At 64.1% G+C, this 22,250-nt stretch carries 19 protein-coding genes and 1 pseudogene; 4 read left to right on the forward strand and 16 right to left on the reverse strand.

Features of this window, described 5'->3' with window-relative positions; translation table 11 throughout:
- Positions 1–41: 41 nt before the first annotated feature.
- The 16 genes and pseudogenes from RIdsm_RS27300 to RIdsm_RS27375 form a co-directional block, all read right to left on the reverse strand.
- Positions 42–1,196, reverse strand: a complete 1,155-nt coding sequence (locus tag RIdsm_RS27300; RefSeq protein WP_057817125.1) for an acyl-CoA dehydrogenase family protein — start codon at positions 1,194–1,196, stop codon at positions 42–44.
- A gap of 6 nt (positions 1,197–1,202) precedes the next feature.
- On the reverse strand, positions 1,203–2,324 hold the full coding sequence (locus RIdsm_RS27305; protein WP_057817127.1) for a CaiB/BaiF CoA transferase family protein: 1,122 nt from the start codon (positions 2,322–2,324) through the stop codon (positions 1,203–1,205).
- The gene (locus tag RIdsm_RS27310; RefSeq protein ID WP_057817129.1) at positions 2,321–3,139 is read right to left on the reverse strand and encodes a citryl-CoA lyase; all 819 of its coding nucleotides are present in this window, start codon (positions 3,137–3,139) and stop codon (positions 2,321–2,323) included. The genes RIdsm_RS27305 and RIdsm_RS27310 overlap by 4 nt, the downstream gene beginning before the upstream one ends.
- Positions 3,136–5,247 (reverse strand): acetate--CoA ligase family protein, encoded by a 2,112-nt coding sequence (locus RIdsm_RS27315; RefSeq protein ID WP_201455577.1) that lies wholly within the window; start codon positions 5,245–5,247, stop codon positions 3,136–3,138. The genes RIdsm_RS27310 and RIdsm_RS27315 overlap by 4 nt, the downstream gene beginning before the upstream one ends.
- A complete protein-coding gene (locus tag RIdsm_RS27320) occupies positions 5,240–5,731 on the reverse strand; it encodes a MaoC family dehydratase (protein WP_057817131.1) in 492 nt (163 codons plus the stop codon). The genes RIdsm_RS27315 and RIdsm_RS27320 overlap by 8 nt, the downstream gene beginning before the upstream one ends.
- Positions 5,728–7,248 (reverse strand): class I adenylate-forming enzyme family protein, encoded by a 1,521-nt coding sequence (locus RIdsm_RS27325; protein ID WP_057817133.1) that lies wholly within the window; start codon positions 7,246–7,248, stop codon positions 5,728–5,730. The genes RIdsm_RS27320 and RIdsm_RS27325 overlap by 4 nt, the downstream gene beginning before the upstream one ends.
- A gap of 10 nt (positions 7,249–7,258) precedes the next feature.
- Positions 7,259–8,431 carry an acyl-CoA dehydrogenase family protein gene (locus RIdsm_RS27330; protein ID WP_057817135.1) on the reverse strand — a complete coding sequence of 391 codons (1,173 nt, stop codon included), beginning with the start codon at positions 8,429–8,431 and terminating at the stop codon, positions 7,259–7,261.
- A complete protein-coding gene (fabG, locus tag RIdsm_RS27335; RefSeq protein ID WP_057817137.1) occupies positions 8,424–9,173 on the reverse strand; it encodes a 3-oxoacyl-ACP reductase FabG in 750 nt (249 codons plus the stop codon). The genes RIdsm_RS27330 and fabG overlap by 8 nt, the downstream gene beginning before the upstream one ends.
- Before the next feature lie 20 nt (positions 9,174–9,193).
- A complete protein-coding gene (locus RIdsm_RS27340; RefSeq protein WP_057817139.1) occupies positions 9,194–10,483 on the reverse strand; it encodes a TRAP transporter large permease in 1,290 nt (429 codons plus the stop codon).
- Positions 10,484–10,485: 2 nt separating this feature from the next.
- On the reverse strand, positions 10,486–10,974 hold the full coding sequence (locus RIdsm_RS27345; protein ID WP_057817141.1) for a TRAP transporter small permease: 489 nt from the start codon (positions 10,972–10,974) through the stop codon (positions 10,486–10,488).
- Between the two features lie 93 nt (positions 10,975–11,067).
- Positions 11,068–12,111 (reverse strand): TRAP transporter substrate-binding protein, encoded by a 1,044-nt coding sequence (locus RIdsm_RS27350; protein ID WP_082647421.1) that lies wholly within the window; start codon positions 12,109–12,111, stop codon positions 11,068–11,070.
- A 246-nt stretch (positions 12,112–12,357) separates the two neighbouring features.
- Positions 12,358–12,718 (reverse strand): annotated as a pseudogene (locus RIdsm_RS27355) (acyl-CoA dehydrogenase family protein).
- A 142-nt stretch (positions 12,719–12,860) separates the two neighbouring features.
- Positions 12,861–13,664, reverse strand: a complete 804-nt coding sequence (locus RIdsm_RS27360; protein ID WP_057817145.1) for an IclR family transcriptional regulator — start codon at positions 13,662–13,664, stop codon at positions 12,861–12,863.
- 139 nt (positions 13,665–13,803) lie between these two features.
- Positions 13,804–15,903 carry an acetate--CoA ligase family protein gene (locus tag RIdsm_RS27365; RefSeq protein ID WP_057817147.1) on the reverse strand — a complete coding sequence of 700 codons (2,100 nt, stop codon included), beginning with the start codon at positions 15,901–15,903 and terminating at the stop codon, positions 13,804–13,806.
- 38 nt (positions 15,904–15,941) lie between these two features.
- Positions 15,942–17,108 carry an acyl-CoA dehydrogenase family protein gene (locus tag RIdsm_RS27370; protein ID WP_057817149.1) on the reverse strand — a complete coding sequence of 389 codons (1,167 nt, stop codon included), beginning with the start codon at positions 17,106–17,108 and terminating at the stop codon, positions 15,942–15,944.
- A gap of 30 nt (positions 17,109–17,138) precedes the next feature.
- The gene (locus RIdsm_RS27375) at positions 17,139–18,353 is read right to left on the reverse strand and encodes a CaiB/BaiF CoA transferase family protein (RefSeq protein WP_074940516.1); all 1,215 of its coding nucleotides are present in this window, start codon (positions 18,351–18,353) and stop codon (positions 17,139–17,141) included.
- A 182-nt stretch (positions 18,354–18,535) separates the two neighbouring features.
- On the opposite strand from RIdsm_RS27375, the gene RIdsm_RS27380 reads away from it, so the two are divergent.
- The 4 genes from RIdsm_RS27380 to RIdsm_RS27395 are packed head-to-tail and all read left to right on the forward strand — an operon-like array spanning position 18,536 to position 22,231.
- On the forward strand, positions 18,536–19,927 hold the full coding sequence (locus RIdsm_RS27380) for an acetate--CoA ligase family protein (RefSeq protein WP_057817153.1): 1,392 nt from the start codon (positions 18,536–18,538) through the stop codon (positions 19,925–19,927).
- Positions 19,924–20,595: an acetate--CoA ligase family protein gene (locus tag RIdsm_RS27385; protein ID WP_057817155.1), complete on the forward strand. Its 672-nt coding sequence runs from the start codon at positions 19,924–19,926 to the stop codon at positions 20,593–20,595. Before RIdsm_RS27380 ends, RIdsm_RS27385 begins: the two co-directional genes overlap by 4 nt.
- Positions 20,592–21,092 carry a MaoC/PaaZ C-terminal domain-containing protein gene (locus RIdsm_RS27390; protein ID WP_236553291.1) on the forward strand — a complete coding sequence of 167 codons (501 nt, stop codon included), beginning with the start codon at positions 20,592–20,594 and terminating at the stop codon, positions 21,090–21,092. The genes RIdsm_RS27385 and RIdsm_RS27390 overlap by 4 nt, the downstream gene beginning before the upstream one ends.
- A complete protein-coding gene (locus RIdsm_RS27395) occupies positions 21,089–22,231 on the forward strand; it encodes an acyl-CoA dehydrogenase family protein (RefSeq protein WP_057796800.1) in 1,143 nt (380 codons plus the stop codon). The genes RIdsm_RS27390 and RIdsm_RS27395 overlap by 4 nt, the downstream gene beginning before the upstream one ends.
- Positions 22,232–22,250: the final 19 nt, after the last annotated feature.

Here is a 22,250-nt window from a genome sequence, read left to right on the forward strand (position 1 = left end):
GACCGGCAGCGGCGGCAGACCGTGCGCAAACTGCGGACCGATCAGCCCCGCAGCGCCGAGATGCCCAGGGCCCCCTGCGCCAAAAGCAGCGCCTGAAGCTGGTTCGTGCCTTCGGCAATCGTCAGATGGCGCACGTCGCGATAGTAGCGCTCCACCGGGAAGTCCCGGGTATAGCCCGCCCCGCCATGCACCTGCAAAGCGGTCTCGCAGACCCTGAGCGCCGTGTCGGAATTGTGGCGCTTGGCCATCGAGCAGGCGCGGCCACGATCCGGCGCGCTCCGGTCCAGCGCGTCGGCCGCCCGGCAGGCCAGCAGACGCGAGGTTTCCACGCCGGTCATCATGTCGGCGATCATCTGCTGAACCAGTTGGAAACCGCCGATCTTGCGCCCGAACTGTTCCCGTTCACCGGCATAGCGCAGCGCCGCCTCATAGGCGGCAATCGACAGGCCCAGGCAGGTGAAGGATACAAAGCAGCGGCCCACGTTCAGGTAGTGTTTGGCGATGGCAAAGGCCTCGCCCTCGGTGCCGATCAGATGATCGGGGGGCAGCGCCACGTCCTCAAACAGAAGCTCGCCCAGCGGGCAGGCGTTCATGCCCATGCTGCGCACCTCGCGCGCCGAGAACCCGGGTGTGCCCGCCTCGACCACGAAGGCCGAGACGCCCGCGCCATCACCTTCGCCCGATCGCGCGAAGACCACCCCCAGATCGGCCCCGGTCCCGTTCGAGATATAGAGCTTTCGGCCGTTCAGCCGCCAGCCATCGCCGTCGCGCCGGGCCCTTGTTTCGACATTGCTGGCGTCCGAGCCGACATTGGGTTCGGTCAGTGCGAAGAAGGCGGTTTTGCGGCCCGAAATCAGATCGCCGAGCCATCTTTGCTGCTGCTCTGGCGTGCCGCGCTGCGCGATGATCATCAGGACCAGGTTGGAGGTGCTGACGATGCTGCGCAGCGACGGCCAGACTTGCGACAGCTCACACAGGAGCGTGCAATAGGTGAGGTAGTCCAGCCCCGCCCCGCCCTGCGCCTCGGGCAAAAGACCGCCCAGAAGGCCGAACTCGCCCATCTTTTGCAACACTTCGGGCGGCGGCGGACGGTGGGCATCCTCATGCGCCTCGACCAGGGGTGCCACCTCGGCGTCAAGATATTTGCGGAAGCTGCGCCGCGCCGTTTCCTGCCAGTCGTCCAGGTCGAAATGCATCTGCCCTCACTCCGTCTCTTCGGCGTGGTCCAGAATTTCGGCCTGATGCTCGCCCACTGTCGGGACGTGGCCAGCCGGGTCGCTCATTCCGGCCATCGGCACAGGGAAGGCCATCACCTGTGCCGCGCCGGCTGAGTGCACCATCCCGCGCGCCTTGACCTGCGGGTCTCGGGCCAGATCCTCCAGCCTGTTGACCGGGGCGAAGGGAACGTCCTCGACCTCGAAGATCTCCGCCCAATGCGCATAGGGACGCGCGGCGATCAACGGGGTCAAGGCGGCGCGGATATCGTCCGCGCGGTCGGTGCGTGCGGCAAAGTCATCAAGCGCCGGATCGTCGAAGCCCGTCATCCCCGTGGCGCGGATCAGGCGGCGGAAGAAATGCGTCTCGATCGCCCCGATGGTTATGTAGTTGCCGTCGGCGGTCTCGAAGATGCCATAGGCGGCCCGGCGCAGGATGTCGGCCTTTGTGATCTCGCGTCCGGCCTGGCGTCCAGCGTCCCACACACCGTAGCGCGGGGCGACCCAGCTGGCCAGCGCGTCGGTGATCGCCACGTCGAGATACTGGCCCCGCCCCGTGGCGTCGCGTCCGCGCAACGCGGCAAGAATGGTGATGATGGCATACATGGCTGCCGAGAGATCCCCGATTGGCACGCCAGTCGTGTATTCAGGCGGTCCGTCGGGCGCGCCCGAGATCGCCACCGCGCCCGCCATCGCCGCGTAGTTCAGATCATGCCCCGGCCAGTCGCTCGCCGGCCCGGTCTGACCATAGCCGCTGACCGAACAGTAGACGAGGCCGGGATTGAGCGCCGAAAGCGTCTCATAGTCGATGCCCAGCCGTGCGGTCACGCCCGGGCGATAACCCTCGATCACCACGTCCGCCCGTTTGGCCAGCCGCAGGAAAGCCGCGCGGTCTGTGTCATCCTTTAGGTTCAGGGCGATGCTTTTCTTGCCGCGGTTCACGGCGGCAAAGAGGCCGGGGAACAGGGCGCGAGCGGCGTCGCCCGCGGGACGTTCGACCTTGATGACCTCGGCCCCCATCTCAGCCAGTTGCTGCGTGGCATAGGGTCCGGGCAGAAGCTCGGTCAGATCGAGGATACGAAGCCCCGAAAGCGGTGCAGTGCCGGTCATTTTTGCTCTCCTGTGCTGTCCGCGCGGTCCGGGTCTACGATCCCGGCGCATTCCGCCGAGTCGTCCTGTTCCAGGATCATGTCCCAGATCTTCTGACCCTGTGGATTTTCGAGTTCTTCCATCAGATGCGCCAGAAGCCCGGCGGATCGGCCAATCAGGGCGAAGGCCCGCGCCCAGATCGGGGCAAGCCCCATGTCCGAAACGGTGGCCCCGACCGCGCCGGCGGCGTTGATGGGCAGGAGGCGGCCATATTCCTCACGCGCGGCGGTCTCGACAGCCGTCATGAAGCGCCAGTGCCGCCCGTCGAACCCGTTCTCGCCCGCGATGCGGCGCAGGACCGGCGTGCGGGGGTCACCCGCCACATGGATCGGATGACCGAGGCCTGGCACGATCCGGCGCGCGGCGCGAAAGGCGCATACGACCTCTTGCGCGCGGGCGGCATAGGCCGCGTCATCGTCGCTGTCGGACAGCTCGCCGATCTCGTCGCGGGCAAAGGCCGCGGCGTTCTGCATGGTGCCCAGAAAATGATTCCCCGCGCCCAGCAAGCCCGCAGCCACCGCGCCCTGGAGCGATTCCGGCGCGCCCAGGATCGTCATTCGCGCAGCAATGGCGCTGGGGGTAAGGCCGTGATCGGTGGCGGTGACGATGATCGCGTTGGTCATCGCACGGGTGCGGGCATCCGGCACCTTCCCCGTGGCGGTGAAATAGATCATGTCGATGAAATCCAATTTGCCGAGGATGTCGTCGGCCAGATCGCGCCCGCGCACGTAGATGCGGTCGCGCGTGGTGAAGCCGATATCCGTCTTTACCGTCATTGTCTTGCCTTCCCTTCTGTGTTGCTCGGAGCGCGCAGGATCACCGCGTCAAGGACCGTGGCACCCACCGGACCGGCGCGCACCGGATTGAGGTCCATCTCAGCGATGTCGCCGCGCGCACCCAGGGCGGCCAGGATCACGAGAAGATCGGCAAGCGCGCCCAGCTCGGCGCCCGGGCGGCCGCGCAGCGGACCCAGCAGCGCGCGGCCGCGGATCTCGTCGATCATCGCGCGCGCTTCGGTGCGTCCGAAGGGCGCGGCGCGGTGCGTAACGTCAGAAAGCGCCTCGACCATGACGCCGCCGAGGCCGAAGCTGACCACCGGGCCGAACACCGGATCGCGGTGCAGTCCCGCCATCACCTCGACCCCCGGCCCCTGTTCCATGCGCTCGACCAAGGCACGGTCAAGCCTGTGTCCCTGCGCCGCAAGTGACGCCGTGATCGCGTCCCAGGCTGCCGCCAGCGCCTCCGCATCCGTCAGTCTGACAGCCACGGCCCCGGCTTCGGTCTTGTGCAGAAGGCCAGGCACCAGCGCCTTGAGTACTACCGGAAATCCGATCCCGCGTGCCGCCGCGTCCGCCTCCTGGGCGCTGGTCACAACCCGGCCTTCGGGCACCGTCAGACCAAGTCCGGCCAGCGCTGCCTTGGCCGCGGCCTCGTCCAGTTCGCCGGGCGGAAGCGCGGGCAGCGACGGAGCGTCGATGCCCGAGGCGGTCCAGTCGCCGCGCCAGATCAGCCGCTTCAGCGCCGTGACCGCCTTGCCCAGACTGCGAAAGGGCGCCAGCCCTGCCGCGTTCAGCGTGCTATAGCCTGCGGCGCGGTGCCCGCTCATCCACACCGGCACCAACAGCGCCGCACTGTCCGGCGCAAGTGCGACCATGTCGTCGGCGGACCGGTCGGTAATCGGGCCGTAATCGGCCGGGATCGGCAAGAGCACCACATCGGTGGCCGGATCGCGTGCCACCAGAGACAGGCAGTCGCGGTTGAGCGTATCCTGGGTGAAGACCTGGGTGGTCAGGTCCACCGGGTTTTCGAGCGCCGCATAAGACGGGGCCAGCGCACGCAACCCCGCGCGGGTGTCGGGGGCCAGTTCGGACAGGGTCAGGCCGGCGCTGCCCACCATGTCCGCGGCCAGCGCGGCAGTGCCGCCCGAAAAGGAATAGACGCAGATGCCCTGCCGTCGGGCGATGCCCGCACGCTCGAACAGTGCCGCCGTGTCGATCAACTCGTCCAGATCGTCCACCTCGACGATGCCGTGCTGGCGAAACAGCGCCGAGGTGACCGTCGCCGACCCCGCCAGCGCGGCGGTGTGCGAACGGGTGGCAGCAACGCCATAGTCCGACTTGCCCACCTTCATCGCCACCACCGGCTTGCCGGCGCGGGCGGCGGCGCGGGCAGCAGCCAGAAAGCGCGGCCCGTCGCGGAAGCCTTCAGCGAGAAGCGCGATTACCTTTATGTCGGGATCGCCCACCATGTGGTGCACGACATCGGCCATGGTCAGGTCTGCCTCGTTGCCGGTAGAGCACCACAGGCCGACGCCGATTCCGCGTTCGCTGGCCTGGATAAAGGCACGGCCAAGCCCGCCGCCCTGGGTGACAAGCCCGATGCCGCCGCCCAGCGTGTCGTTCTTGAACACCGGCGAGAAGGTCAGCCCGAGGCGGCGATTGATGTTGCTCAGCCCCGGCGAGTTCGGACCGTAGATGCGCATCCCGCTTTGCCGGGCGATTTCGGCCATCTCGGTTTCAGCGGCCCGGCCCTCATCCCCGGTTTCACCAAAGCCAGAGGTGAAGACCACCGCGAAACCAGTTCCTGCCGCCGCGCAATCGCGCAAGGCGCCCACCACCGCATCGGCAGGAAGGCACACCACCGCCACATCGACGGGACCAGGCAAGGCCGAAATTGCGGGATAGGCAAGAAGACCATGCACCCTTTCACGCCCGGGATTGACCGGGAAGATCTGCCCATCGAAGTCGGAATGCTCGGTAAGGTTCAGCAAGGTATCGCTGCCCACGCTACGCGGCCTTTCACTGGCCCCCAGGATCGCCACGCTGCGTGGCGACAAGAGCCGCGAAAGATCGGGAAAGTCGCGGGCGACCACCTGCTCAACCACCTTGCGGCGCCCGCCGTACGAGCAGTTTCCAGACCCCTTCCACCACGGTTTCGCCGCGCTGGTTGATAACCTCGCGCCGGAACGACAGGATGCCGCGTTCGGGTTTCGAGGTCTCGCGCTTCTCGGCTACGGTGACGCGCACCCCGATCGTGTCGCCGATGAGGGTCGGTTTCGGGAAACGGCACTGCATGTCGAGCAGCCCCAGAAGCGAGGGTTCCAGGAACGTGTTCATCAGCATCCGCGTGGTCAGCCCCGACATCACCGACACCACAAGCAACCCGTGTGCAATGCGCTGGCCAAAGGCCGAATCGGCGGCGTATTCGGCATCGACGTGCAGCCGGTTGAAATCGCCCGACAGGCAGGCGAAATTCGCTACATCTGCCTCGGTGATGGTACGGGTGGGGCTGTCGAACTGGTCGCCTTCGTTCAGGTCCTCCCAGTAGAGCCGCTGGCCCTTCAGGGCCGAAAGATCGGGCCGTGTCATTGGGTTTCCTCCTCTGGCAGTGCCAGCACTGCCTCTTTCAGTTCAGCCTTGAGAACGCGGCCGGTCAGGTTGCGCGGCACCGCCGCCATGAAGACCACCCGCCGCGGGCGCTTGTATCGGTCAAGCCGGGTTTCGGCATGCGCGATCACATCGGCCGCTGTCAGCTGCTCGCCCGGCGCGGGGACGATCACCGCGCAGATCGCCTCGGTCCAGCGCGGATCGGGCAGACCCACGCAATGCGCTTCGGCGATCGCTGGGTGGCCGGCCAGCGCCTCCTCGATCTCGGGGGCGTAGACATTGATGCCGCCGCTCTTGATGATGTCGCGCTTGCGACCGGTGAACCAGAGCAGCCCTTCGTCGTCGATCCGGCCCAGATCGCCCACGGTCAGATAGTCGCCGCGCCGGTTTTCAGCGGTCAGCGCCTCATCCTTGTAATACCCGTCATAGCGGCTTTTGCTGCGGGTGCAGATCTCGCCGACTTCACCCTGCGGCACCTCGTTTCCATCATCATCGAGGATCTTCAGTTCGACGCCAAAGAACGGGCGACCAACGCAGTTGCCCGCCAAATTCCGGCGCAGATCTTCTGCTGTGAGGTTGGCGTAAGGGCCCGCCTCGCTTGACGCGGCATAGATCATCAGCGCGTCACCAAACTTGTCCAGCGCAGCGTGCTTGAGGTCAGGATACATTTCGCCGCCGCCCGATTGCAGCGTGCGTAGCGACGACAGGTCGGCGCTGGCGAAGCCGTCGGCCTCCACCATCCGCTGGAGCATGGCCGGCAGCAGCATGGTGGCGGTCAGCCGCTCGTCCTCGATCAAGCGCAGCGCACCAGCGCCGTCGAAGCGGCGCATCAGGTAAACGCTGGCCCCCAGATAGAGCGGTAGCAGCGTGTATGTGCAGCCAGCCGACAGGCAGATCGGCAGCGCAGAAAGCGCCCGGTCGTCAGGGCGAAAGCGCTGTTCAATGGCGCGTTCTTCCATGCCGAACAGGCTGCGCAGCGCGCCCTTGGGCTTGCCGGTGGTGCCCGAGGTGTGAAGCATGATCGTGGTGCCATCCCGCCCTTGGGGCGGATCGGGCGGGGTGTCTGCCAGAAGGTCCGACAAGCGCGGCAGCCCTTGCGCGCCCTCTGCCACGTCGCCCAGGGCAATGATGTCGTCCACCACGGTCCGGAACAGATCGGCATGGTCCAGCGCCGCCTCTCCCAGCAGCAATGCCTTGCTGTCGGAGCGGGCCACCACATCGGCCATGACCTCGGGCGCGATGCGATAGTTGATCGGCGCGGGGATCGCGCCCAGCCCGGTCACCGCCACATAGGCGGCAAGGAAATCGGGATGATTTTCCGAGATCACCGCCACCTTGTCGCCCGGTCCGATGCCGCGCCGCGCCAGCACCGTCATCATCCGTTCCACCCGGTCAAGGACATCTGCATAGCTCTGGCTGCGCCCCTCAAACACCACTGCGGGTTTCGTCGGAACCCGCCGTGCATTCAGCCTGAGGGCATGGAGAAACGTCATCGGCATGGCCGCCTCCTCAGGTGAAGGCCGAGATCCCGAGAACCTCACGCCCTATGATCAATGTCTGGATTTCCGACGTGCCCTCGGGGATCAACCCGCCGCGCGTGTCGCGGAACAACCGCTCGACGGGGTAGTCGGTGGAATATCCCAGCCCGCCGTGCGCCTGTAGCGCCATCGAGGCCACCTCATGCGCCGCCTCGCTGGCATAAAGCTTGGCGATCGAACATTCCTTGCGCCCGGGCAGACCCGCGTCCAGCGCTTGGGCGGCACGGTCAGTCAGCGCGCGGGCGGCCTCGGTGCGGATGGTCATATCGACGATCAGCTTCTGCACCAGTTGATAGCTTCCGATCACGTTGCCGAACTGCTTGCGCGTCTTGGCGTAATCGGTGGACAGGTCCAGCGACCGCTGCGCCGCGCCAACTGCGCCCGCCGCCACGTTGAGCCGGCCATAGTTCAACCCGGTAAGGATCGCCTTGAGGCCCTTGCCCGCCGGACCGAACAGGTTTTCCTTTGGCACCCTTGCGTCATTAAACGCGAGTTGTGAGGTCGCCGTGGCCTTGATGAACATCGTACCCACGCGCGAGGCTTCGAAATCGGTTTCCTCGGGGTCCACGATAAACAGGCTCAGATCGCCATCACAGCCTTGGGTGAAGGTCCGCGCCACCAGGATTCCGACACGGCCGTGAACGCCGTTCGTCGTCCACAGCTTGCCGCCGTTGATCAGCCAGTGGTCGCCCTTGTCCTCGGCGCGGGTCTGGACCGAAGCGACATCCGAGCCGTGGTCGGGTTCGGTGATCCCGACCCAGACCGGCATTTCGCCGGCCATGACGGGTTTCAGCCATTTCTCTTTCTGCCGGGCATCGCCCAGATGGTGCAGCAGCGCGGCGACGATGTTGACGGTGTTGAGCAGCACCCGGAGCGACAGCCAGCGATACCCCGCTTCCTCCATCATCATCGCCCAGGTGCGGTAGCTGAGACCGTAGCCGCCCGCGTCTTCGGGCAGCAACCCGCCGAGATAGCCGAACTGACGAAGCTCGCCCACCATCTCCCAAGGCAGCTCGCCCGCCGCCTCGCATTCGGCGATGCGCGCCTCGGTCAGATCGCGCGCCATGAAACCCCTTATGCTGTCACGCAGCATCCGCGTCTCTTGCTCCTGGTTATCGGTGGACGGCGCGACATGTTCAGCCATATCGGCCCCCGGTGATGTGCAGCGTCTCACCCGAGATGTATTCCGCCGCATCCGAGGCCAGGAACACCACGCCGTTGGCGATGTCGCGCTCGTTGCCCAGACGCGGCACGGTGTTCATCGCCAGCGCGCGCGACTTGATCCGGTCATAGTTCGGAAGCGCCTCGATCATGTCGGTGGCGATGAAACCCGGCGCGATGGCGTTGACAGTGACGTTGAAGCGCCCCTGCTCCATCCCAAGCGCCCGGGTAAAGCCGATGATGCCGGCCTTGGCCGCCGCATAGTTGGTCTGCCCCGGATTGCCGAGATAGGCGCGCGACGAGATATTGATCACCCGGCCCCAGTTCTGCTCCATGAAATGCGGCACCACGGCACGCGAGCAGTTGTAGGCACCTTTCAGGATCACGCCCACCACGGCATCCCAATCTTGCTCAGGCATCTTGGTGATGTAGTTGTCGCGCGGAAAGCCGGCGTTGTTCACAAGGATATGGACCGCCCCGAATTCCTCGATCGTGCGCGCGACGAGCGCGTTGACCTGTGTCTCGTCGGTGACGTCGCAGACGGCGCCGATCGCCGCGTAACCGTCGGCGACAAACGCAGCGCGGGTCGCTTCAGTGGTTTCCGGGTCGATATCGGTGATCACCACCTTCGCCCCTTCCTCGGCCAGCGCGCGCGCTGTCACCGCGCCGATCCCGCGGCCCGACCCGGTGACGATTGCTACCTTGTCCTTCAGTCCCAGTTTCACTTTCGATTCCTTTTTATTGCCTAGTATTCACCCGAGAACGCGGTGACGATTTCCGGGAAGAAGGCGATCAGCGCCAGAACCGCGAACTCTGCCAGAACGAAGGGCAACACACCCACAAAGACCCGTTTGAGCGGCACCCCGGTGATCGAGCTGGCGACGAAGACGTTCATCCCGATGGGCGGCGTGATCAGCCCGATCTCGACGGTCTTGGTGATGAGGATGCCAAACCAGATCGGCGAGTAGCCGAGTTCCATGACCATCGGAAAGACGATCGGCATGGTCAGGATCAGGATCGCCAGCTGATCCATAACGCAGCCCAGAAGCACGTAGATCACGATCAGGATGAGGATCACCATTCCCGGACTGATCTCCAGCCCCTGCACGTAGGAAACCAGCGCCTGCGGTGCCATCGTGAGGGTAACGAAATAGCCGAAGATATGGGCCCCGATGATGATGGTAAAGATCATTGCCGTGGGGCGGGTGGTGCGTTCAAGCGCGTTCATGAAGTCGCGCCAGCCCATGCGCCGCAGCATCACGGCCGCGATCAGGATCGCGCCGAGACAGCCTGCCGCCGCAGCTTCGGTGACGGTGACGGCGCCGGAATAGATTCCGGCGACCACAAACACGAACAGCAAGATCACCGGCCAAAGCTCACGCAGCGACAGGATGCGCTCTCGCCAGCTGTGGCTTTGCACCGGCGGCGCAAGTTTGGGGTTCAGCGCCGCCCAGGCCATGGTGATGCCGGCAAAGGACAGCGCGGTGATGAGTCCGGGCACGATGCCGGCGATGAAGAGCCCGCCGATAGAGGTTTCGGTGATAATGCCGTAGACCATGAGCACCACCGACGGCGGAATCATGATCGACAGCGTGCCGGCTGCCGCCACCGTGCCCACGATCATACCACGGTCATAGCCGTATTTTTTGGCCTCCGGCGCGACGGTGCGGGCCATTGTCGCGGTGGCGGCGGTCGACGAGCCAGACACGGCACCGAAACCTGCGCTGGTGAACACCGTCGCCACAGCCAGCCCGCCCGGCAGATGCCCGACCCACTTGTTGGCGGCGCGGAACATGTCCGACGAGATCCGGCTGGCCGAAAGGATCTCGGCCATAAGGATGAAGAGCGGTATGGCAGTCAGCAACCAGGAGGCTGTGTTGCGATAGGGAGCGACCGACAGGATCCCGAGCGCAAGATTGAGCCCGCCGATCAGATAAAGCCCCACAGTGCCGGCGATGCCCATAGCGAAGCCAATCGGCATCCCGACGACGAGAAGTCCCGCCAGCAGGACGGACACGGGTGCGAGATATTCCATGTTCAGACTGTCCGATCCGTGGTGTCGCGGAGCCGCTGCACGTCGCCCGCCACGTTCACCAGAAGCCGCAGGACAATCAGCAGGCAGCCGATTGGCGCAATCACGAGGGCGGTGACGAGCGGCGCGTCGATGTCGCCCGACGTGCGATACCCGAAGTCCCACGCCTTGAGCGCCTCACGCGAGGCACCGTAGCACACCAGCGCGAAAAACGCGGCCGCCAGCAGACGCAGAACCACGTCGAGACCGGCGCGCAGCCTGGCAGGCAGCGCCTCGAACAGGATCCCCACCCGCACATGGCCGTCGTGCATCTCAAGGTAGCTCAGGCTTCCGAACACGATGATGGGCATCAGATAGAGTTCGGTGGCCCCTATGACGCCCTCGATCGGGTCGTTCAGGACATAGCGGGTGAAGATCTGGATAAGGATCAGCACCAGCATGATGATCATCGCCGCGCGCGACAGCCAGTTCGCCCAGGTGTCAACCCGGTCCATTGTGCGGCCAAGAGGGCCGTGCAATCCAGCCTTGGGCGGCGGCACGGCGTCCTCTTCGGGATCAAGATCATGCGGATGCACGGTCGGGCCCCTTTACTGCTTCTGGTGCTTTTCGATATTTGAACGAAAAGCCTCCAGCACCTCGCCGCCGGGCATGCCGCGCTCTTCCAGGTCCGAAACCCAGGCATCGAAGACCGGCGCCGTGGCCGTTCTGACCTGTTCGCGCTGCGCTTCGTCAAGAACGATGACCTCGATGCCGCTTTCGCGCATCTTGTCTTCGAGTTCGGCGGCCGATCGGTCGGTTTCCTCGGCGACGCGCTGCATCGCCTCCTGCGCCGCCTGCTTCATCGCCTCCTGATGCTCGGGCGCAAGCCCTTGCCAGACCTCGTCGCGGATCACGTAAGGTGCCCAGTACACGAAGATATCCAGCCCAAGCACAGCGGTGTCGATCACCTCTTCGAGCTTGTAGGAATAGATGCTCGTGGTCGGGAAGATCGCGCCGTCAACCGTGCCGGTTCGCATCGCCTGATAGGTTTCGGGGCTGGGAATATCCACCGGAGCGCCGCCCAGGGCCTTGACCGATTCCGACATGTTACCGGCAATGATCTTCAGCTTGAGCCCATCGATGTCCTCCAGGCCGTCGATCTCCTTGCCACGGGTAAAGAGATTGTAGGTGGAGGTCATAACGCCCCAGAGCGGACGCATCCCGTTTTTCAGAAAATCGTTCTCCAGGATCGGCCCCGAGGTCACCGTATCGTAGAATGCCGGTGTTCCGACCGTACTTTGCGAGAACAGCCCCGGCAGCGTGTGCACACCGGCCAGCGGCATCGTGCCCCCGTTATAGGCCGGTGGAACATAGCCTATGTCCACCACGCCCGATTGCACCATCGAGAACATGTCGCGAAGCGAGCCCATCTGCCCGGCGCCGAAATACTGGAACTGGACCTCGCCGTCGGTCAGTTCGGTCACCCGCTCCATCCAGTATTTAGTGCCGGTCTCGACGATGTAGTGGCCCGGCGGAAAGGTGTCCGCCACCTTGAGGGTTGTCTCGGCCAAGGCCACCTGCGGCGCCAGCGCGCCTGCGATTATCAGCGCCGCGCCTGCGGCAAGACGATCCAGTCCGTTCAATACAGTCATTATAATTCTTCCTCCCTGCGTCGGCCGACGCTTCCCGAACCCCGCCCCTCTCGTAGTGTTTCGGCGGGTGCCTCATGGACCGTTTCGTGGCCCGTCCGCAGGTCGGCCTTCCTGGTTCGACGCAACCACACGGCACGCGGCCCGGTCAATGCGGAAGCGGTGCCCACTCCGATGCGGTCACCAGATCGCACATATATGCTATTGCGCCAACCGAAGCCGCAGCGACAGCCACGCGTTAATCAAGCGTCAACAGGACTTGGACATCCCCGGCGCTTTCTCGGCCACGTAAGAGAAGATCAGTTCCTCGCTGACCGGCGCGATGAAGTTCAGCACGCTTTCGCGAAAGTAGCGCTCGACGTGGTATTCCTGCGCGAAGCCAAAGCCGCCATGGGTGCGCACCGCCCGGAACGCCGCTTCGTAGGCTGCCGGTCCTGCGAGGGTGCGCGCGGTATTGGCCTGGAGCCCGCGGAGCCTGTTCTGAACGTAAAGCGCGGCGGAACTGAAGACGCATCCACACCGAAGCGAGCGGATGCTGGATAGACTGGTTCTGACTGATCGGACGACCGAAGACGACGCGCTCGCGCGAAAAGGCCGGTGCCTGCCTCATGGGACCACTGCAACCCGCTGCCGTCAATTTACCCTGACTTTGCAAAAAGCCAGCGCCAGTGGGTTACCGATTCTGACCAGGGTCAGAACCTACTCTTTTGCCAGGGGGGCACAAAAATCACGACGGGTGGGGATCCCGATGTTCAACGGACTCTAGGATCATGACCTTTCTTTCCCAGATGCCGAACAATTTCTTCACGCATGATCCTAACAATCTCGTTCTCGGATCGCTGGATGACATCCGTTGGGGCACCAACCCCGACGGCAAAAAGGCGGGAACTCTGGTGGCTGGGAAAAGGCATGGAGATCAATCCGGCGCCTTTGACGACTTGATCGGTGGAAAGATAGTACCCCTTGGCACGGGTCTCGGCCAACGAGGCGACGAAGGCCTTCACGTCCACCGCCGGTTTGTCGGGCGCACGATAAGCATTGATCTTTCGTAACAGGCGGCCCACTTCTTCATCGCTGAAGCGGCTCATCAGAACCCGCCCCACCCCCGAAGTCCCCAGCGGACGTCGCGTTCCGAGTGAAATGTGGTGGATCGGCGACTTCTTCGGACGGATTACTTGGACATACTCGGCTTCGTCACCGTTCTTTGTTCCCAGGACAACGACATGTTGCGTCCGTTGCGCGATCGCCTTGAGCAACCGCTGGATGATGCCTTCGCCGAACAGATCCGGGTTCATCCATGAGCCCAGAAGAGGGACGCGTTCCGTGGGGAAGTAGTTCTTGTTTCGGGCATCGTGTGTCAGGAAGCCGAGGCTGACCATGCTCTTCAAGAGCGACGAGGTACTCGATTGCGGATACCCCAGTTTCTTGGATACTTCCACGACCGATAGCGGCCGTCGCACCTCGTCGAAATACACCAACGTTTCACAGGTGCGGGCGACTGATTTCACGATGTGGTGCCCGCCGGTCTTCGCCAGCGTCTGATGCGCGTCTTCCATGATCTCCTCCCAGCATACTATTATATGAACAGTATTCCGAAAGCAAAATGGCCGCGTATGTGGTTTCTGTCAACTGTTAGAAAATCGCAGAAGGCTCGCCGCAGCTGTCAGGGGATCGGGAAGATGTCGGGCTCGTTTGTCAGTGGCCGCCTCGCTTTGTGGGGATGATTACGCCATCAGCGGCCACGGCGCCCTGGCCACTGGGCCCGACGATCAACGGGTTCACATCAATGGTCTCAAGCGCTGCCCCGTGATAGGCGGCAAAGGCCGACAGGCGCGCAAGGGCGTCGGCGAGCGCGCCGATGTCGCGTTCGGGCGCCCCCCGGAATGCGTCCAGCAGTTTTCGACCGTGGATTTCGTCGATCATGCGGCGGGCTTCGGCGGGACCGAAAGGAGCAACCCGGAAGGACACGTCTCCCAGCGCCTCGACCAGCACGCCGCCCAGACCGAACATGACCACCGGGCCGAACGCCGGATCCTGGGTCACGCCCAGTATGGCCTCCAGCCCAGGTGCTGCCTGTTCCGCCACGACCAGACCGTCGATTCGCGCATCGGGCGCTTTCTCGGACGCCAGTTCCAGAATGCGCACCCCGGCAGAGCGGACCTCTTCGGCCGAGCGCAGGTTCAGCGCCACGCCACCGATATCGGATTTATGCAGGATGTCGGGCGAGGCGATCTTCAACACGATCGGAAAGCCCATCTCCTGCGCCGCCTCGGCTGCCGCCTCCGGAGTCCTGACCAGGGTTTCGCGCACGATCCCGATGCCGGCCTCGGCAAGCAGCGCCTTGGCCTCGATCTCGTTCACCATGCCGTCCGGCAACGGCGACAGGTCGGACAGTTCGGGTATCGGGTCATGTTCGCCGGCCCGCGCGAAGGACCTGGCGAAATAGCGCAATGCGGCCATCGCACGGACCGCGCGGGTCGGTTCCTCGAACACGATGAACCCCGACTTTTCATATGCAGCACGACCCTCGGGTTCGGTCAGCGAACAGAACAGCATCGGCCGGCCGGGAAACTTCTCGCGGATGCGCTCCAGCCCGATCCGGATGGCTTCGTTCAGGTCGGCGACAAGACCGACCGTGGACATGAAGATGATGGCTCCGTCGATTTCGCCGTCGCCAAACAACACATCCATGTTGGTTTCCAGCAGGTCGATCTGGTTGACCAACTGCGCCGTCACATCGACCGGGTTTCGGACACCTGCGAAAGGCAGCACCTCTTTCAGTTTTTTCTGCGCGTGATCGGGAAGCGCGGGCACGTCCAGTTTCAGTTTCTCGGCCTCGTCGGCCATCAGCACCCCAACGCCGCCGGACACCGTCACAAGACCCAGCCGGTCGCCCTGCATCATCGAACCGGATTCGGCGCAGGCATAGGTCACATCGAACATTTCGTCGACCGATTGCGCCCGGTAGACGCCGTATTGCCGAAAGGCCGCGTCATAGACCGCGTCGGACCCCGCCAGCGAGGCGGTATGCGATTGCGCGGCCTCGGCACCGACCGCGCTGCGGCCGACCTTCATCATGACCACCGGCTTTTCCCGTGCGCGCGCCAGTTCAAGGGCCTCGACCAGCCTGTCGCGGTCGGTCGCGCCTTCGAGGTATCCCATGATTACCCGGGTTTCGTCATCCTGCGCGCAATAGGCCACCGCATCGGCGAAATCGACGTCGCAGGAATTGCCCGTCGTCGCCCAGAGGTTCACACCCAGTCCGCGCATCCTGACCAGCGTCATGCAATACGACCCGAAGGCGCCGCTCTGGCTGACGATCGACACGCCGCCGGGCTTGGGCAGGTGCTTTTCGACCCCCGGTGTGAAGGTGGCGTAAAGATTGTGGCGCACATTGGCGATGCCAAGGCAGTTCGGCCCGACAAGCCGCATACCCCCTTCGCGCGCGATATCCACCATGCGCGCCTGAAGCGCGGCGCCTTCGGAATCAACCTCGGAAAACCCCGAGCTGAAGATCACCGCCCCCCGCACGCCGCGGGCCGCGCATTGCTCGACCGCTTGAACCGCCAGCGGCGCGGGCAGCGCGATCACCGCCAGATCCGGGGTCGTCGGGGCCTCGGAGATCGACGGATAGGCCGTCAAACCCTGCACCTCGGGCGACTTCGGATTTATCGGCAGGATCGGGCCGTCGAACCCGTGACGTATGAGAAAATCCACCGGCCGTCCGCCGATGCGCTTGGGGTCACTCGACGCGCCGATCACGGCAACAGAACGAGGGGCGAAAATGGCATCCATTCCGTCAATTCGCATGGGTCTTCCTTTGATATTCTAAACTAGTAGGACTTCGGCAGGCCGAGCGCATGTTCCGCGATGAACGACAGCACCAGTTGCGGGGTGACCGGCGCGATGCGGAACAGGATGGCTTCCCGCACAAGCCGCTCGACATGGTATTCCTTGGCATAGCCGAAACCGCCGAAGGTAAGCTGCGCGGTCTGCGTCGCCTTCACCGCCGCTTCGCCGGCTAGGTATTTGCCTGCGTTGGCTTCGTTTCCGCAGGGCTTGCCGGCATCGTAAAGCGCGCCGGCGTTCATCGCCATGAGGTTGGCGGCTTCCAGCTCGGCCCAGCAGGCGGCCAGCGGGTGCTGCACACCCTGGTTCTGTCCGATCGGCCTGCCAAAGACGACACGCTCATTGGCGTAATCCGCCGCACGCCGAAGCGCGTTGCGCCCGATGCCCACCGCTTCGGCGGCGATAAGCACCCTTTCGGGATTCAGCCCGTGCAGGATCTGGCGAAAGCCCTGACCTTCCTCGCCGATCAGATCTTCGGCCGGGATCGGCAGCCCGTCGATGAACAGCTCGTTTGAATCGACGCACTTGCGACCCATCTTCTCGATCTCGCGCACCGTGACGAAGGTCCGATCAAGATCGGTGTAGAACAGGCTCAGGCCTTCGGTCGGTTTTTTGACCTCTTCAAGCGGGGTGGTGCGCGCCAGAAGCAGGATCTTGTCGGCCACCTGGGCGGTCGAAATCCAGACCTTCTGCCCATGCACGACATAGCGGTCGCCCTGACGCACGGCGCGAGTTTTCAGCTTGGTCGTGTCGAGGCCGGTCGTCGGTTCGGTGACACCGAAACAGGCCCGTTGCTCGCCGGCCACCAGTGGCGGAAGATAGGTCTTCTTCTGGTCCTCGGTGCCGAACTTGACGACCGGATTCAGGCCGAAGATGTTCATATGGATCGCCGAGGCGGCGCTGTTGCCGCCCCCGGACTCTGCGATCGCCTGCATCATGATCGCAGCGTCGACAATGCCAAGTCCGGCGCCGCCGTAGGCTTCGGGGATGGCGATTCCCAGCCAGCCATCGCGGGCCAGCTTCTGGTGCAATTCGTGCGGGAAGCCGCCTTCGCGATCCCGGTTCAGCCAGAACTCGTCGTCGAACTCTTCGCAAATCCGCAGGACGGCATCGCGGATTCCCTGCTGATCGGATGTCATCTGATAGGTCATGGTGTTCTCCTCAAATCTCGCAGTCCGCTCTCAGCGTTTCGGTTCGGCTACAGTGCCGTTTTCGGTGAGCTTGTCGATCTTCCCGGCGTCGTATCCGAGCTCTTCCAGCACTGCGCGGCTGTCGGCGCCCAGCTCTCTGCGCCCGAGCCAGCGCAGCCGTCCCGGCGTCTTGTCCAGCTTTGGCACGGGTCCGACGACCTTGGTGTCGTCGCCCTCGACCCCGACGATGTCGCCGCGCGCGGCGATCTGCGGATCGGCAAGGATGTCATCGACGTCATAGACCATCGCCGCCACGGCATCGTGGGCCTGGAAGATGTCAATCGCCTTCTGCGCGTCATGCTGTGCCACAAATGCGCCGAGACGGTCCACAATCTCGTCCATGTGCTCCGCGAAGCCATCGAGGCTTTGGAATTGCGGCTGTTCCGCCCATTCCTTTCCGCCCGCGGCTTCCAGAAGCCGCCGCCCGGTCGCCGCACTGCCTGCGCTGATTGTGACCCATTTCCCGTCCCTGGCGCGAAACACCCCCGCCGGGGCGTAGGAATTGGGTGCCTGAAGTCCGTTTCGGTCAACCGGCAGCCCCGCGCCGGTTCGCGTCGGAACGTGGTAGTCGATCAGGCGCAACAGCGGCTCGAAGATGGCCAGGTCCACCACCTGGCCCCTGGCGCTGCCGTTCTGCACCGCATGAAGCGCCATCATCGCGCCGTAGGCCGCCATCAGGCCGGTGGTCGAATCCGCGACGGGAAAGCCGGGGTGCATCGGCGCGTTGTCGGCAAAGCCGGTGATGTGCGCCAGTCCGCTCATGGCCTCGCCGGCCCGACCGAAACCCGGCCACGAGGAACGCAGCCCGGTCTGGCCATAGCCCGAGATCCGCACGATCACCAGATCGGGATTCCAGCCATGCAGAACCTCTGGCGCCAATCCCGCCCTTTCAAGCACGCCGGGGCGGAAGTTTTCGATAAGAACCTGCGCGTTTTCGACCAAGCGGCGCAGAACCTCGCGGCCGTCTTCGGTTTTCCAGTCCAGCGCAACCAGTCGCTTGTTTCGGGCCAGCGTCTTCCACCACACACCGACGCCATCCTTGGCGCGCGCGCTCAGAACCCGCAGCATGTCGCCCTGCCCCGGCCGTTCGATCTTGATCACATCGGCGCCGAAATCGGAGAGCAGAGCGCCGCACATCGGCGCGGCAATCACATGCCCCATTTCAATCACCCTGAGATCGCTCAGCGGCCCGTCTGTTAATTTCACTCGGTAGTCTCCCAGATTGTCATTTCTCGGTCGTCAAGCCCCAACCTCCGGGTCCAGCGCCCTCAGTCTCATCGGAACCTAAATCCATTGCGAGAACAATCGAACACCCGTTAGATCATCGAAACGGGCAATAAAATTTTCACTTGACGGAGAAAGAAATGGCTGAGCCAAACACGAATCGAATGACGACACCCCGCCCCACGGTTGGCCAAGCTCTGGACGGGCTGTTCGACCCGCGCACCATCGCGGTCGTCGGGGCGTCCCGCACCAAGGGCAAGCTCGGGCAGGCCGTGCTGGCCCTGCTGAAGAGCAACGGCTATCGCGGCAAGATCATTCCGGTGAACCCCTCGGGCGGCGAAATCGAGGGGCTTGCGGCAGCACGCAGCCTGGAGGAGATCGACGGCCCGATCGACGTGGTCGTTCTGGCAACCCCTGTCGGCGTCGCTCTCGATGCGCTGGAAACCTGTACCCGGCTCGATGTGAAAGTCGTGGTCGGGGTGACCTCCGGCTTTTCGGAAGCCGGGGAAGACGGCCACAACAACGAGATGCGGCTGCGCCGGATCATGCAGGACGCGCCCTTTCGCCTGGTCGGGCCGAACTGCGAAGGCGTGGTGCGCCCCGCGTCGGATCTGCAATTGACCTTCAGCCCCATGTTCAACGGTCTCAGGCCCGGCCCCGTGGCCATGATTTCCCAGTCCGGCGCGCTAGGCGGCCTTATGGCGTTGCGTCTGGGCGAACGCGGCGTGGGGATCAATGCCATCGTCTCCAGCGGCAACGAAACGGATCTGACCGCCGCGGATCTGCTCGAATATCTCGGCAACGATCCGCAGACCCGCGTGGTTCTGTGCTACGTCGAGGAACTGCGCGACGGGCGCCGCTTTGCCGAGGCGGCCCAACGACTCACAAGAGCCGGAAAGCACGTCATTGCGGTCAAGGGCGGACGAAGCCGCGCCGGATCGCGCGCTGTCCAATCGCATACCGGCGCGATGGCCGGAGACGACCGGGTGATCAGTGCGGTCTTCCGCGAAACCGGGGTTATCCGCGCCCGGGAATCCGTGGCTGCCGTCGATGCCGTCACGGCCCTCGCCGCAGGCAGGCGGCCTGCCGGCAACCGGGTCGGAATCATCTCTGTCACCGGCGGGCTCGGCGTCGAGATGACCGACCTGGCCGAAAGCGCCGGCTTCGAGGTTCCGGTCCTGGCCGAAGCGACGCAAACCGCGCTGTCGCGTTATGTGCCGTTCTACGGCTCGGTGTCGAATCCGGTCGATCTGACCGGCGTCGTTCTGGCGAATCCCACCTATGTGGGCCGTTGCCTGGAGGCCGTAGCGGCCGATCCGGGCGTGGATATCGCCATCGCAATTATCACATTTGTGCCGGATCAACAGTTCATCGAGGCTTTGGCCGAGGCGTTCGACAGCACCGGCAAGCCGATCCTGATTGTCTGGACAGGCTCGGCGCGCAGCAATGCCTCGGGCGAGGCGCTGCGCGAACGGGCTGTCCCGGTTTATGATTCGCCCGCGCGGGCGGCCTCGGGCCTTTCGGCGCTGGCGGCTACGACAGGAGAAGTGGCATGACCCCGAGGGAAACACTGGAAAACTGGCAGCGCGCCGGGCGTAAAGTGGTCCACGAGGCCGACGCGAAGGACCTGCTGCAACAGATCGGTATACCGGTGCCGAAACGCGATCCCGCCGAGGGGCGCTGTGTCGCCAAGCTGTGTCACGACGACTACCCGCACAAGTCCGATCATGGTCTCGTCCGACTGGGTCTCTCGCCTCAAGAGGCGAAACAGGCCGCCGCCGAAATGGCGGAACGGTTTGTGGGCGGCACGGCGCTGATCGAGGAAATGGAAGAAGGGTCCGTGGCCGAATGGATCATCGGTTGCAAACGCGACGACACCTTTGGCCCGATCGTTCTGGCCGGCCCCGGCGGAATTCTGGTGGAACTGATAGACGCGGCCGAAATCCGGCTTGCACCCGCAGGGCCGCAAACCGCCGAGGCGATGGTGGATTCGGGCCCGGGTGCCAGGTTGCTGGCGGGGCTGCGCGGCGCGGAACCCGCCGACAAGGGGGCCCTGGCGGACCTGATTTCACGCATATCTGTTTTCTTCGCCGAGAACGCCGATCTGATCTCGGAAATTGAAATCAACCCTGTGATGGTTCGGGCGGACGGGAAAGGATTGGCTGCTGCCGATGCCTTGATCGTGTTGGCACCCAAGGCGAATGAACAGGAGAATTTAACGTGATACGTCACCCTTTCGGAGAGTTGTCACTGGGCCAGACCGGCGTTTCGAGCGGGCGGACGATGACGGAAACCGATGTCGTCAATTTCTGCATGCTCACCGGGAACTGGCTCGAACTGCATTCCAACATCGAGCATGCCAAGGAGGCGATATACGGCCAGCGCCTTGTTCAGGGCAGCCTCGTGTTTTCCATCGTCAACGCGATGATCCCCTTCGACAGCTCCGTGCTCGCTGCCTTCTACGGCTGCGACAAGCTGCGCTTTCTGCGACCGACCTTCATCAACGACACCCTCTGGGCCCGCGCGGAAATCGTCAATCTGAAGGATCATGACGAAAAGCATGGTGTCGTGACCAGCAAGCTGGAAGGCATCAACCAGCGGGACGAAACGGTGATGCGCTGCGAGTTCAGCCTGCTAATCCGAAAGACCCGTCTCGATCGCCCCGGAGAACCGCCCAAAATCCGGGCCGCGCACGACACCACACAAGGAGAGAGCGCATGAACTTCCTGACCCCCGAGCAGGAGATGTGGCGCGCGACCGTCGAGCGTTTCATCGACGAGGAGATCGGCCGCGACTATATCCGCAAATGCGATCTCGAACGCGAATACCCCTATGAGGCCTATGAAAAGGTGGCCAAGCAGGGCTGGCTCGGCATCCTGTTCTCGGAAGAGAGCGGCGGGCTGGGCGGCGACATCATGGATTATGCGCTGATGTGCGAGGGGCTGGCAAAATACGGCTTCGACTTTTCCACCGGCCTGATGGTCGCCACCTTCACCGCAATGAATATCGAGAAATTCGGCACGCCCGAACAGAAAGAGCGGTACATCCAGCCGTTCCTGGATGGCGACATCCGCTTCTCGATCTCGATTTCCGAACCCGGCGCCGGGTCGGACGCGGCTTCGACCAAGACCCGCGCGCGGCGCGACGGCAACGGCTGGGTGGTCAAGGGGCAAAAGCTCTGGTGCTCGGGCGCAAAGGCCGACAATGCGATCCTCGCCATGCTGACCCGCACCGACCCCGACGCGCCAAAGCACAAGGGGCTGTCGGTCTTCCTGATCCCCAACGACACCGAGGGTCTGGACATCCGCAAGCTGCCGACCCTGGCGCGGCGCGCAACAGGAACCACCGAGATTTTCGTGGACGACGTGAAACTGCCTTCCGATGCGCTGCTGGGCACCGAGAATGAAGGCTGGTCGATCATCACCGACCATCTGGAACTGGAACGTGTCGCCGTGGCCGCGGCCTATGTCGGCAATGCCCAGACAGCGGTGGACGATGCCCTGCGCTACGCGCATGAACGGATCCAGTTCGACAAGCCGATCTTCGACTTTCAGGTGATCCGCCACATGCTGGCCGACATGCAGACCCAGGTCGACGCCGCGCGGCTTCTGGTCTATCGCGCTGCCAGCCTGGCCGCGGCCAAGACGCCCTGCACGCGCGAAGTGTCGATGGCGAAACTCTTTGCCTCCGAGACCCTGCAAACCGTCACCCGTAACGGCATGCAGATCCTCGGCGGGCATTCCATGCTGCCCGACTCGGACATGGAACGCTATTTCCGTGAAGGGATGCAAAGCACCATCGGTGGCGGAACCTCGCAGATACAGCGCACGCTGATCGCCAAGACCATGCGCCCGAACTGACCTCGGGCCCGCTTTGGGA

Source organism: Roseovarius indicus (assembly GCF_008728195.1).
GTDB classification, from domain to species: Bacteria; Pseudomonadota; Alphaproteobacteria; order Rhodobacterales; family Rhodobacteraceae; genus Roseovarius; species Roseovarius indicus.

Coding starts and splice junctions, on each gene's coding strand:
- RIdsm_RS27300 (WP_057817125.1), bottom strand. CDS start 1,196: ATGCATTTCGACCTGGACGACTGGCAGGAAACGGCGCGGCGCAGCTTC.
- RIdsm_RS27305 (WP_057817127.1), bottom strand. CDS start 2,324: ATGACCGGCACTGCACCGCTTTCGGGGCTTCGTATCCTCGATCTGACC.
- RIdsm_RS27310 (WP_057817129.1), bottom strand. CDS start 3,139: ATGACGGTAAAGACGGATATCGGCTTCACCACGCGCGACCGCATCTAC.
- RIdsm_RS27320 (WP_057817131.1), bottom strand. CDS start 5,731: ATGACACGGCCCGATCTTTCGGCCCTGAAGGGCCAGCGGCTCTACTGG.
- RIdsm_RS27325 (WP_057817133.1), bottom strand. CDS start 7,248: ATGCCGATGACGTTTCTCCATGCCCTCAGGCTGAATGCACGGCGGGTT.
- RIdsm_RS27330 (WP_057817135.1), bottom strand. CDS start 8,431: ATGGCTGAACATGTCGCGCCGTCCACCGATAACCAGGAGCAAGAGACG.
- RIdsm_RS27340 (WP_057817139.1), bottom strand. CDS start 10,483: ATGGAATATCTCGCACCCGTGTCCGTCCTGCTGGCGGGACTTCTCGTC.
- RIdsm_RS27345 (WP_057817141.1), bottom strand. CDS start 10,974: ATGGACCGGGTTGACACCTGGGCGAACTGGCTGTCGCGCGCGGCGATG.
- RIdsm_RS27350 (WP_082647421.1), bottom strand. CDS start 12,111: ATGACTGTATTGAACGGACTGGATCGTCTTGCCGCAGGCGCGGCGCTG.
- RIdsm_RS27360 (WP_057817145.1), bottom strand. CDS start 13,664: ATGGAAGACGCGCATCAGACGCTGGCGAAGACCGGCGGGCACCACATC.
- RIdsm_RS27365 (WP_057817147.1), bottom strand. CDS start 15,903: ATGGATGCCATTTTCGCCCCTCGTTCTGTTGCCGTGATCGGCGCGTCG.
- RIdsm_RS27370 (WP_057817149.1), bottom strand. CDS start 17,108: ATGACCTATCAGATGACATCCGATCAGCAGGGAATCCGCGATGCCGTC.
- RIdsm_RS27380 (WP_057817153.1), top strand. CDS start 18,536: ATGACGACACCCCGCCCCACGGTTGGCCAAGCTCTGGACGGGCTGTTC.
- RIdsm_RS27385 (WP_057817155.1), top strand. CDS start 19,924: ATGACCCCGAGGGAAACACTGGAAAACTGGCAGCGCGCCGGGCGTAAA.
- RIdsm_RS27395 (WP_057796800.1), top strand. CDS start 21,089: ATGAACTTCCTGACCCCCGAGCAGGAGATGTGGCGCGCGACCGTCGAG.